Origin of the sequence: Lysinibacillus parviboronicapiens (assembly GCF_003049605.2) — a bacterium.
GTDB classification, from domain to species: Bacteria; Bacillota; Bacilli; order Bacillales_A; family Planococcaceae; genus Lysinibacillus; species Lysinibacillus parviboronicapiens.
On the sequence record NZ_CP073713.1, the window covers coordinates 1,996,952 to 2,009,086 of the forward strand.

9 protein-coding genes and 1 pseudogene are annotated in these 12,135 nt (G+C 36.3%); 5 read left to right on the top strand and 5 right to left on the bottom strand.

The features are described from left to right. Positions 1–69: 69 nt before the first annotated feature. Positions 70–1,095, bottom strand: coding sequence for an ETX/MTX2 family pore-forming toxin (locus C9J31_RS09420; protein WP_193767003.1), 1,026 nt, complete (start codon positions 1,093–1,095; stop codon positions 70–72). 494 nt (positions 1,096–1,589) lie between these two features. Beyond that, positions 1,590–1,940, bottom strand: a pseudogene (locus tag C9J31_RS09425) (ABC transporter permease); the annotation flags it as partial. Between the two features lie 476 nt (positions 1,941–2,416). Here C9J31_RS09425 and C9J31_RS09430 point away from each other — a divergent pair. The 5 genes from C9J31_RS09430 to C9J31_RS09450 all read left to right on the top strand — a co-directional run bounded on the left by C9J31_RS09430 (position 2,417) and on the right by C9J31_RS09450 (position 8,968). Further along, positions 2,417–3,946: a lipase family protein gene (locus C9J31_RS09430; RefSeq protein WP_107948259.1), complete on the top strand. Its 1,530-nt coding sequence runs from the start codon at positions 2,417–2,419 to the stop codon at positions 3,944–3,946. Between the two features lie 286 nt (positions 3,947–4,232). Next, positions 4,233–4,952: a YrpD family protein gene (locus C9J31_RS09435; RefSeq protein ID WP_107925754.1), complete on the top strand. Its 720-nt coding sequence runs from the start codon at positions 4,233–4,235 to the stop codon at positions 4,950–4,952. A 506-nt stretch (positions 4,953–5,458) separates the two neighbouring features. Further along, on the top strand, positions 5,459–7,378 hold the full coding sequence (locus C9J31_RS09440) for an N-acetylmuramoyl-L-alanine amidase (RefSeq protein WP_107947940.1): 1,920 nt from the start codon (positions 5,459–5,461) through the stop codon (positions 7,376–7,378). 321 nt (positions 7,379–7,699) lie between these two features. After that, positions 7,700–8,077, top strand: a complete 378-nt coding sequence (locus C9J31_RS09445) for a peptidylprolyl isomerase (protein WP_107947938.1) — start codon at positions 7,700–7,702, stop codon at positions 8,075–8,077. 447 nt (positions 8,078–8,524) lie between these two features. After that, positions 8,525–8,968 (top strand): carboxymuconolactone decarboxylase family protein, encoded by a 444-nt coding sequence (locus C9J31_RS09450; protein ID WP_054768703.1) that lies wholly within the window; start codon positions 8,525–8,527, stop codon positions 8,966–8,968. Positions 8,969–9,369: 401 nt separating this feature from the next. On the opposite strand, the gene C9J31_RS09455 is transcribed toward C9J31_RS09450, so the two are convergent. The 3 genes from C9J31_RS09455 to C9J31_RS09465 form a co-directional block, all read right to left on the bottom strand. Continuing rightward, complete coding sequence (locus C9J31_RS09455; protein WP_107947937.1) at positions 9,370–9,918, bottom strand: hypothetical protein; 549 nt, start codon at positions 9,916–9,918, stop codon at positions 9,370–9,372. Positions 9,919–9,929: 11 nt separating this feature from the next. Beyond that, the gene (locus tag C9J31_RS09460) at positions 9,930–11,165 is read right to left on the bottom strand and encodes a DUF6138 family protein (protein ID WP_107947935.1); all 1,236 of its coding nucleotides are present in this window, start codon (positions 11,163–11,165) and stop codon (positions 9,930–9,932) included. Positions 11,166–11,257: 92 nt separating this feature from the next. Next, positions 11,258–12,121, bottom strand: coding sequence for a YwqG family protein (locus tag C9J31_RS09465; protein ID WP_107947933.1), 864 nt, complete (start codon positions 12,119–12,121; stop codon positions 11,258–11,260). Between the last annotated feature and the right edge of the window lie 14 nt (positions 12,122–12,135).

Here is a 12,135-nt window from a genome sequence, read left to right on the forward strand (position 1 = left end):
GGTACTCACTTAAAAATGAGCGCCTGGTCGATTGCTTACTATCAAAGTGTTTGGAACTTCTTCAAAATATTAATGATAACTTCTTGTTTCTACTAATTCATGTTTTGATGGATTTGTAACATCTAAAATATCTACATCTATTTTACTACCCATTATACCTTCGACTTTACCAGTTCCTTGTGCTTTTATTTTAACTCCACCAGTATTTGGATTGTAAATGAATTCGATTCCATTTAAATCCTTTTTCTGAGCATCAGTTAGTTCCTTCCAAAAAAGAGCAGTATATTTATTCCAAGTGTATTCTTTCCAAGCACCCATACCATTTGGAGCCCAATATGTTGCAGTTCCCTTTATTGTAGTCATCGGATTAATTCCTTCACCGGTAAACGAAACATCACCCCAAAAATTTAATTGTTCAAATACAACGACTGCTCTATATTTTTTACCCGGTGGCACTTTTATATTTTGTGAAGGTAATGTTATTGTTTTTGTCTCGGACGTTGTTTGTGTTTTTGTAGTAGAAGAATTAAATTCTGCATTTATTTTTATATTATCTAAGAGCAGTGGAACTTTTAATAATAAGTCACCAGCCCCTCCAAATTTAAAACCATTTTGCGTTGCTGTCGATACTGTTTCTTGTACACTCTTGGTATAACTAGATGTTGTAAGCGTCTGTTCCGTAGGAGTTTTTGTATTATCAAGTTCACCTATTGTTACGTAGTCGACCGTTGTAGTATCATAGTTCAATTTATTTAAAGTACCCGTAATACTAAAGTCAAGCTTTGTCTCAACACTATCTGGTTTTGCCTTAAAAGTCAGTGTAGGCCATGACTCGATTTTTGTACCTGCAATTTCGTTAGTATAATAGTATGTTCCAATTTTATTCAATTCGGATTGAACATCTGTAATACCAACAGCATTTTTATTAATACTAGTTGGAGTATTTTCTTCTATTAGTATACCACTAGGTACTTCAGAAGTATTAATTTGATCCGCACTAGCCAAACTTGGTGATGCTAAAGCAAATGTTGTCCCCATAGATGCAATAGCAGCTATAGTTAGAGTTTTTTGTACTAATTTCCCTCTATTTCTCATCCTATATTCCCCTTTGAGTAAATTTTGTTACACCAAAAAGAATAGTTTTTTTCACATAATTAAGCAAATATAGTATAAAATACATATAATTCAGTAATGAATGAGTATTTTATTACCGTATAATCTAAATTTATACATAATTATATAGGTAATTTATGGGGGATTATACGATTATTTTTCCACCTAAGAGATTATGAGACATATTATTTGTCACAAAAAAGTTATAAAGAAATATAAACATATTGATAAATGAGGAAGAGTGACCCCTTTAATAAGAGCTTTCGTTCGTGTTTTAGTAAAAATTGAGGTGTATCGGGACTTCTCTATTAAGCGTGTTCGTTCAGAATAATACTATCTGCTTTTACGTTGCTAAATTGTAATATACAAACCAATCACACGATCAGTTGTCATTGTTCCATACTGTAACTCCTTCAAGTATGGAGCCCGATTAGAGATTTCTCATTTTTTAAATAAAGAGCATAGAGATTTTTTCTTCAAAATTTCGGAAGAACTATTTTTTTATAAAGTTGAACGGTAATATAGTAGTATATTGTGTAAATAGCTACAAATATACTAATTGGCAGCCAAACACGGAAATAAGGTTCAGCTAAAATTGTTGAAAATAGGTTCATGCCAACCAATACATGTAAAATACCAACTATCGCAGGGAATAGAAAAACTAAGAATATTTCTTTATAAATAGACTTTGTTAACACTTCATATCGGACACCGATTTTGAACAGCATTTGATATCAAATAATTTCCTTTGAAGCGCCCGTTAGGATTTTAAACATTAAACAACTAGCCATCATTGCTAGGAAGAATCCCATAAATATAGTCCCACTAAGATGATTGGTAAAAGGAAATAAAAATAGGTACGCCCAGCAGTTATGACAGCGTTTCAATTTTTTACATATAACATAACGCTATTTTTATTGTCTAAATTAGAAGGGAATCATTTCCTTTTTATAGAATATTGGGATAGATGGACGGTGGGGTTAGTTTGTCTCTGTTTGACATACATGTTCGAGACATATTTATGATCATTAATACCCGATAATCAACACTTGTTTTTATAGACTTTACAATATAGCTGATTATCTCTCATTGTCATCAAAGACTAGCAAATGAGTCAATATCGACACACCTTAAAAGAACTTGGACTACACAAGATATGTCTCGCAAAGGAAACAGGTTACGGTAATGTTGTAATCGAGAGTTTTTATGGGATTATGCTGAATTGCTTTTCTACAGCTTTACGAACTTCATCAATAATGATTAGGAGGAAAACAATGTGAAAAAATTGGGTTCGTTATTAATAATGGTCACAATTATACTTTTTTCTACTTCAGATGTTTTTGCCTCAAATCTGATTGAACCTTATGGATTGAAGCCACCAGGTGAAAGCTATACCCCTGGAGAGTGGTTTCTAGGAGAAACTCCATCTAATGTTGATCCGAATAAACCACCTATTGTTTTCGTTCAAGGGAAAAACGGTAACGCTACAAGTTGGTATAGTCAAACAGAATATCACGGTCTTAATGACATGTATACAAAAGCTTATGAAGCAGGGTATCAAACTGTATTTCTTCAATTATACGATGCGGCAGGTAAAGGTTCTTATAGTCAATACGATAATGGAAAATTATTAGCCTCTATTTTAAAAGAAATCAGTCAACATTTTAACGGAAAAAAATTAAATATCATTGCCCATAGTAAGGGTGGGCCCGATACCCAAGCAGCATTAGTTCTTAATGATGCTCATTCGTACGTTGGTAGGGTCTTTACTTTAGGTTCCCCTCATTATGGATCAGAGTTAGCTGATCTTGCCTATAGCTGGTGGGCAGGTTGGCTAGCTACATTACTCGGTGAAAAAGATGATGGCACTTATTCACTTCAAGTTGGGGAAATGGAACACTTTCGCTCATTAATAGACAATCACCCCAACGTAAGCAAGAACCGCTATTATACAATTGCTGGTACTAATACAGGACCATTTCTATCTGCACTCTGGATGGGGGGGCTATATCTTTCCGATCCAAACGATGGATTAGTCAAAGAGACAAGCACTAAATTATCTTACGGAACGCATTTATTTACCGATACCTCACTTGACCATGACCGTATTCGCATGGGATCTGCAGTATTTTCTAGATTGGAACAGTATTTACAGTCTGCTTCTACTGCTCATATCGTTGAAAACCATGAATACTTTTCTCAATCTGATACGTTTCAAGAGTTGGATGCTTCTCATTATTTTTATGGAGGAAAGTTACAACCGTCAAATGATGTGACACATTCTTTTTATGTGGATGCTACACTCGGTAATGTTAAATTATGGACAGGATTAACTAGTGATAAGATAGAGTTGTTATCTCCTTCAGGAAAAAAATATACCAACCAGACAATCAAATCAATGGAAGAAGCCTCCTTCTTTAATGGCGTAGTACCCCATACGTTTACTGACGTTATTTCTGAGAAGGGGGAATGGAAGCTAAATATTAGCACGCAGGCAGGAGATAATGCGTATTTACTGGCAGTTCAACACGGGGGTCCATCTTTGATTAAGGTGAGTATTCCAACAGTAGCATTAGAAACGAATAATATCATCACAATGCAAGCTAACCACCAGTTACAAAAACTTACTTTCGATTTACGTGTATTAGATCCAACAGGTAAAGATATTGCTTCCTCTCTACAAATACAAAAGGTTAATGAACAAAACTTTATGGTAAATTTTCCAGCGAATAAAAAGTCTGGTGTCTATAATATAACTTTAAATATTGCTGGTGAAACGATACAAGGTGAGCCATATAAAAGGACCATTGTTCGTTCTAAGTATATAAAATAGAATATAATTTTTAAAATAGTTTATAAGTGTAAATGACACTTATAAACTATTTTTGTACTTGTAAGGGCGAATTCTCTCTATTTATCAAACCAATTTAAAGCTTCCACAATGTATAAACGGGCACGTTATATCCTTCGAAGCTCAAGAAAGCCCTCTTCAGTGAATAGCTCCTTCACAGTTTGTTTAAGATTTAGAACTAGTACAATATTACATTTATATTAAATATTTACAAATTTGTTATTTTAGTATAAAGTGTAAGGTGAAATAAAATTTAGGGGGTAGTATATTGAAAAAATTAATTAGTATTTTATCTATCTTTTCTATTTTTTCTTTACTTGTGTTATTAATCCCAACGCAAGCTGATGCTGCATCAACTGGTACGGGACCATACAGAAAGGTATTATCAAATTCAGGTTATTCGTGGATGTCTACAAATGTTTACATACCTGGTGGGAATGACGTAAGTTATGGTAATTCAACGGATACAGGTTATATTTATTTAGGTGGACATAGTGGTTCGGTAGAAGTAGATGCGGGATTACAACATAGTCCAACACTAGATAATTGGGCACCTTTTATTTCTGTGAATGGGACTCGCCCTTCCAGTGGTACGTCAACAACTCGTTTTAAAAGTGGACAAACTGTTTTTATGAAGTTTTATGTAACCTCTGATAATACTGTGGAGCTTAGTGTAAGTGGGATTGCTACAGATGGGGTCAAGCGTACAGTTGTGGTAAATGCTACTGCAAATGGATGGAAAAAAAGTGGAACAGGCAATTCATTAAAACGTGTAACGTCAATTGCTCAAGTTGGTGGCGATAATTTTGCTTCTAAATCTTATCTGAAAAATGTGTATTGGTCAGACGCTACAATAGGAACAAGTTCTACTTCAAATGCAGTTTGGTCTGGAGAACATACGAATGCTTTCACTAGCTATCAAGCACCTTATGTATCAGTTCAATATGTAAATCAAAGTACAGAAACTGTAAACATAAATTTAAATTAGAAAATTATTAATCAGGCTAATGAAATTGATATTCCACATCACATGTAGGGTAGATTGACATCGTTAGAACTTCCAATGCAACGCAACGCTATCATTAAAGACTATTAAGGCGTTTCAATCGAAAGACTTACAAAGTTGGAACCGGAACAATTTATCAATGCTTAAACGTGTTGGAACAAAACGATCAATGAACGAATTAAACTTCGTTTGTTGGTCGTTGTTTTATGCGTTGAAAGTGCGTAACCCCAAAGCCTCTATTCTGATAAGTGCTTTCTGGTGTTCGGAATTTGCGCACAACTTTTTTGTGGGTTTGATTTTCTAAAAGATTGTTACTAGTCAACTAACGGTAGGTTAGTACGTAAGAAAGTTATTAAAAAGTGTGAGGTTTATATTGGAAGTATCGCTTGATTTTAACTGGAAAAGGAAATGATTACATTCTTATGATAGTTTCATGTGTGAAATTTTGCTATAATAGACACAAGAATAGGAAGGGAGGAAATAGGACATTGTACCTCAAGAAAATTAGTCTTATGTTATGCATCTTACTCATATCAGCTTCTATATTTACCATACATAATGCAAGTGCAAGTGGTGGTTTTGAAGATATTGCTTCCAACCATGAAGCTTATGAACAAATCAATTATTTAGTTAATTTAGGTGTTATTAAAGGATATACAGAAAAAGGGAAAATATATTACAAGCCTAATAATAACGTAACGCGTGGGCAAGTTGCCAAGATGGTCGTTGTTGCTTCAGAGAACAAACCACTAGTCGTCAAAAAATCAAGCTTTTCAGATGTAACAGTCGGTACTGAGCTTTCGGGCTATGTAGAACGTGCCATACAGCTTGGTTACTTTGCGACAAATACTAAGGGGAAGTTCTTGCCGAATATGCCTTTAACTCGTGATGAAATGAGTTATGTATTAACAAAAGCATTTAAGCTTGATTCAAGTGCATATGAAAAAGTAGATTCACCTTTTGTTGATGTAGATGTGACACATCCTTATATGCAATATGTCAATACGATTTACTTCAACGGTATTACAAGGGGAAGCGGTCAAACTTATAAACCAAATGGCCAAGTGACACGTGCGCAGTTCGCGTTATTTGTAGCGCGTGCAAAAAGTGAAAAGTATCGTTTAGAGTTACCTGTAAAAGATGTGGATGTACCTGATGCATCACAGATTATTGGGTCAGTTCAAGTAACGACTGACGGATTAAATATTCGTAATACTAAAGATTCTTCATCTAAAGCTAACATTGTGGGTACAGTGAATAAAGGTGATAGACTATCAGTCTATGCAGTCGAAGGAGACTGGTTAAAAGTCTCGTCAAAAGATGCCTATACTTATATTTACAAAACGTATGCTCAGTTTTTAGATGCAGATGGTAATACTTTAGGGAATGTTCAAAAGCAAGTAACAACAACACAAACTATTAATGTTTACGTTAAAGCAAGCTCCTCTTCAAAGATTATTTCGACTGTGAATAGTAAAGTGAAATTACCCGTTTATAAGACGGTTAATGGCTACTATTTAACAGAAGTGGACGATGTACCAGGCTATATCGTAGCGAATAGTACAGAGGATGTTGCAGTAGAACAGCCTGCTGCTCCAGATCCAGCCCAAAAGCCAGACCCAGATCCAATCACGCCACCAGTTACAGGTGACTTACTTGGTCGAGTGACAGTTGACAATTTAAATATCCGTAAAGAGGCTAACTCTACGTCTACGGTTTTAGGTAAGCTTAGTAAGGGTGAATATGTTCAAGTGAACAGTATTTATGATTACTGGGCACAAGTTACTTTTGAAGATCAAACGGGCTACGTGCATAAGTCTTACTTAAAGCTATTAAATCAAAGTGGTAATCCGTTAAAAGATCGAATTATTATTATTGATCCAGGTCATGGTGGCAAGGATCCAGGAACCTCTTTCGAATCTTTTTCCGAAAAAAACATTACATTAAAAGTTGGTACTCTTGTTAAGAATAAATTGGAGGCTGCAGGTGCAAAGGTATTGATGCCTCGAACAGGGGATACATTTCCTACACCACAAGATCGTGTTGACTTTACACATGCTAATTACGGTGAAATCTTCGTAAGTATCCATGTTAACTCAGCAGCGAATACTGCTGCACAAGGTACCGAAACATATTACGCAAAAACACCAGGTGATATGTATGAAGAAGACATTGATCTTGCGACATTTGTAAACAATCAAATAGTAAATAACTTAAATATGAAAAATCGTAAGGTCAAAGAAGAAAAACACATTGTGAGCGCTAATACGAATATTCCAGCCATCTTAGTTGAGCTAGGCTTCCTAACAAATAGTGAAGACCGTGCTAAAATGACAGATGATCAATATGTTGAGCAATTTGCTGAATCCATCTATAAAGGGATTTTGCAATATTACGAAAAACAATAAAAAAAGAACTACATTGGTGTCAATTGAACTAAACCCCGCATAGTGGATACTTTAAAAAAGTGAACCTATTCGGGGTTTTTCTATACTCAATTACATTAAATCCCGTTATACTCAATTTTTAATTTTACATTAGTCATCACGCGCTTATTACAGGACAACATTTTAGTTATTTACGTATACTGAATGACATGAAGCTGATCTTCGTATTGGTTCAACTCTTCGTTTAAAAATGGCCGGAGGATTCATTTAGCTGTACACAAACGCCGATATGCTTTAATCGCATAGAATGGATATCCAGTTAATGAAGAAAGAAGTTAAGGAGTGAAATGGATTGAAGAAATCACTTTTAGTGTTTTTGTTAGTATTTTTTTAACTGCATGTAATTCATCAGCGTTAAGTATTAGTGAAATTGAGATTGTTCCAAATAAAGTACAAGGGGTAATTGATGACAACAATACACTTCAAATAATCAATGAAGGGAAGAATATTTCTTATATCGTTTTTCGGTCAAAAGGAATAGTTACAACAGACCTTGAAACGCAAGGTGACACATTAATAATCAAGTTAGATGTTACCAATCAACACGATAATGCAGTAAAACAGCATGTCTATAAATTAACGTTAGACCCTAACCTTGATACGATTGATATTCGTATTAATGGCAAATCTACAGTTATTGATAGTGTAACAGGTATATGAGGAGTAATTAGCCTCTTTTCAGAAACAATAACCATAAGGCTTGTGTAAAAATTCCACACAAGTCCTTTTTTATGCTCATAGAAAGCTCCTGTAGTTTTATAAATTCTTTGTAGCTACGATTAGTTAAGGGTACTGGTACTGAATATTAGAACGACAAGCTGATATTAATGGAAATTAGGAATGGAGAGTAGATTGGGAGCGGTATAGCGGAGGAAGGGAAAATTGGAAGTAATGTAGAATGTAAGGAATACTCAGAGTCAACAGTTTTGCCCCTGCAGGTATTGGGACACAATATTGAGGATGTTTTATATTGATTGGCAGAGATGAGCCACTTTTCTTAGACAGCACAAATTTCCTTTCATTCAAATGTTATGCAGCTAAAAACTAGCACAAATGTTCTCGTTTGGTTATAATTGTTTTATCTTAAAATAAAAGGAGTCTTGCCTGATGAGTCAAAGAGTTGCCTACTACGATGTTGCACCTGACGCTATGAAAATCATGATGGATATGGAAGCATACACGAAGAAATCTACGATTAATCGAGCAACTAGGGAGCTTATTAAAATTAGAGTCTCTCAAATGAATGGGTGTGCGTTCTGCATAGACATGCACACATCTGATGCTCGTAAGATGGGGGAAACTGAACAGCGTATTTATTGTTTAAATGCTTGGCATGAATGTACTTTTTATACTCTTGAAGAGAAAGTGGCGCTAGAACTAGCTGAGCATATTACTTTCATTCCTACAAAAAGAGTGCCAGATGACCTCTATAAGCGAGTACGTGCATACTATGACGAGCAACAATATGTTGATCTTGTTCTAATTATCAATCAAATCAACAGTTGGAATAGAATTTCGATTGCAATGGGGAATACAGCAAGTGAAAAATAATAACAGGACTTTGTTTATGATTATTTTACAGCTGCGGAAGTGGAAGCCTCGACACTACAAGAGGTGAGGTAACATTTGTTGGAAGACTGACAAGTAAACAGCTTAAACTTGCCGATGTGCCGACTGTGCATTTTAGTGAGGTTATGCGCGACTTAGACCTAGTTGTGAGCGCTGCTCATGCTGGAGAAGTGGATCCAGAGGCTTCAGATGTCAATATTCTATAGTAATTGTGAGCAAAAAAGCCAGCTATCTGACAAAAATATAGCTGGCTATTCGTCGTGCGTATCGTAAAGGTCGCTCTTTTTTTATGTTATCCTACGATATAGAAAGTTATCAGACTGCTCCACAATCATAGTAATCTTTTTCTTTGGCTCATTGCGCACATAGCACGGGCCTTCTAATCACATTGCTTCCCATAGCTTTTGGCGGTTTTCCAATAGCTCAAGTAGTTCAGTCAAAATCGGAGCTAAATCTTTTCGCATAGTGGCGATATTTTGGAATAAGGGAATCGCCTCACGCATTTGATATTCACTGTAAACATAGTAGCTCATAAAAGCACATTCTTCATAGCCACGTGGTTCCTCTTCTTCCCATTCCTCCTCATCTTCCTCTTCAACTTCTGGCCAAAGCCATTTTTCCTGCAGCAGTTCATCCATATGTTGCACGGGGCTAGATGTCAATCCATCCCATGTAAAAGCACAAGCAACCACAAGATATACTTGTATTTCTTCCTTCTTTACACTTGTTACAGGTCGATTCGGCAATGTCTGTAAAAGCTGTTGAATAGCCCATGGTGTAACTTGCCATAGCGTGCCTTGATGTTCAATTAATTGTGCAAGCTTATCATATTGCTCCATTTCGATTAATGCTGGAATTTTTGTACCTCTTCCATAGGCGGTTGTTAAACGATGCCAAGGTATCGTTAACATTTCTTGATAGGCAATTTGCATGCAAATACTCCTTATATAAGTTCGTTAATAATTGGCTCAAAGCGTGTACGATATGGTTCTGGAATGCGCATAAATGCTGAACTAGTAAAGTCATTTAAATGGATGATGCCAAAGCATGTATATAAAAGCTGCGCTACAGCCATATCCTTATATTGCTCCATTTCTTCGTGTTGTTCCAGAGGAATATATGGACAAAGCTCTAGTAGTGGTGTCGTCATAAATTTTTCAAACCATTGCAAGTTGTCATCGGTGCTCATAGCTTGTTCAAAGAAAGCATCATACGGAACTTCTTGTACAGATAGTACCGTACATACAAAGACGGGCAATGTTTTCGGTGTTAGCCCAAATGTTTCAACATAAGCTTTCGCAAAGTATTCAGGCATTGGTGAATGGTCACCATCGCATTCATACATATAGTCGATGACAAGCTTGCCGTAGCTTTTATCGTATAGACCAAGACCAAAAACGGCGAATGTACTTGGCATCGCAGCCTGTTCGTCATCGACATCTTGATAAAAATGATATTGTGCCATTGCTTTATAGCTATACTCGACTAGTGCAGCATGTAGATTAGGGTAGCTGACAGCTGTCGCGAAGAAGTGATGTGATGATGTAACAGGTAAATGCTCGATTGGTAGCACTAAGTTACTCTTGCCTTCATAATGAATGCTATAGCTTTTAGGAAAATCTTCTTCTAATAAAGCATTTAAGTAGGCTAATGCTTGGCGATAAGCCTCTTCGCTTTCCTCTTTAATTTGAATCGTAATCTTTGCCAGTACATCATTTGCTTGGCAAAAAATTAGGTCGGATTCCAGTTGTTGTTTATGTGCTGGCAATGTGCCAGAGCCTATTGTAAGCAATGAGTTGTAAGTTTCTATATCTAATTTTTTAATGGTTGCTAATAATTCTTGCACTGTTAAATATTCAAAACTTGCACCATACTTCCTTAAATTTATTGCATAGTAGCTCAGCAAGGGTAAGTAGGCTAATGATTGGTGCTTGTTAGTGAAACGAGAAAGACAGTAGCGCTGTGTCTCAAAGTTAAGTTCTTGTCGAAATGCATCTAACAATGCAAGCTGTTGATAGTGACAGAGTACTTCATGTAGCGTGATGTCGTCTAGTGAAAACGAAGGGGTGATGATTTTAGCCGGATAGTCGTCTGTTTCGATTTTATATTGTTTAGAAAATAGTTCTTGCTCAAGTTGTAGCCATAATGTTTCATTTTTGGTAAATTGCTCAGTTTTCATGGTAGTACCTCCCACTGTAAATGTGAATATATTAATGCCTGATGAAACATCACGAATGGATGAAAGCCATTGAAATCGTCACGTACAAATAGTCAATAGCACTGTAAAATCGTCCATACTTTATCGAATTTTTTATTTTTGCAGTCTTCTTTGCGAATCCAGAAGTATAGTTTACCGCTATCGCCCAACATATAGCCGAGACCTTCTTCCGAATCAAGCTGTAATAGGAGATGCCAATCTTTTCCGTGTGCTTCAAGCTCCTTGCGTAATGGGTGATTATAGGCAGTTGCATCGCCGCAATATAAACCATTTGTGACAAGCTGACATTGTAAATACATATCCCCTTGAATCATATCAGGATGTCCATCTATACGATGTGTCGTTTGTTCTGTTGTCTCTTTATCGCCCCAATCATATAAAAAGTCATTGTAGGTATCCTGTTGCTCCGCTGTTAAAATGTCTTCTAAATTTTCTGCATAGGGAGACTCCCATGAGGGGAGTGTCCATTCATTTCTAAAGTGTAACACCGCGCTATCAATATGGTCATCCAATGCTGCGGGTTGCCGCATTCGATGGAAACGGTCAGGTGTTTGTGTAAAATGGAAAATGTGAAAGCCATCACCATCATTTGGATCATAGCCCCAGGGTTGTCCCACAGCATCATAGAAAAAGGATAACAACCCCTCATGTGGCAATAAATTGTCTGAATCATATGGCTGTACTTCCGTTAAATTGAGCTGACATAGGAAGTATAATGGTTGGTCATTATTGGTAGTGGGCCATACAAAATCTGTCGGTACATCGGGCATACCGCCAATTTTAGATTGTCCGATTTGAATGGCATCATCTGCTGTTGGTGTTGTCGTAGCACGAATTGAATTTTTTGCGAACTGCAAAATTTGCTCTGCTACCTGTCCAAGCTTAACAGCATGCAATGCAGCACGTAGGTTTTCCATGTGTATTCCTCCTC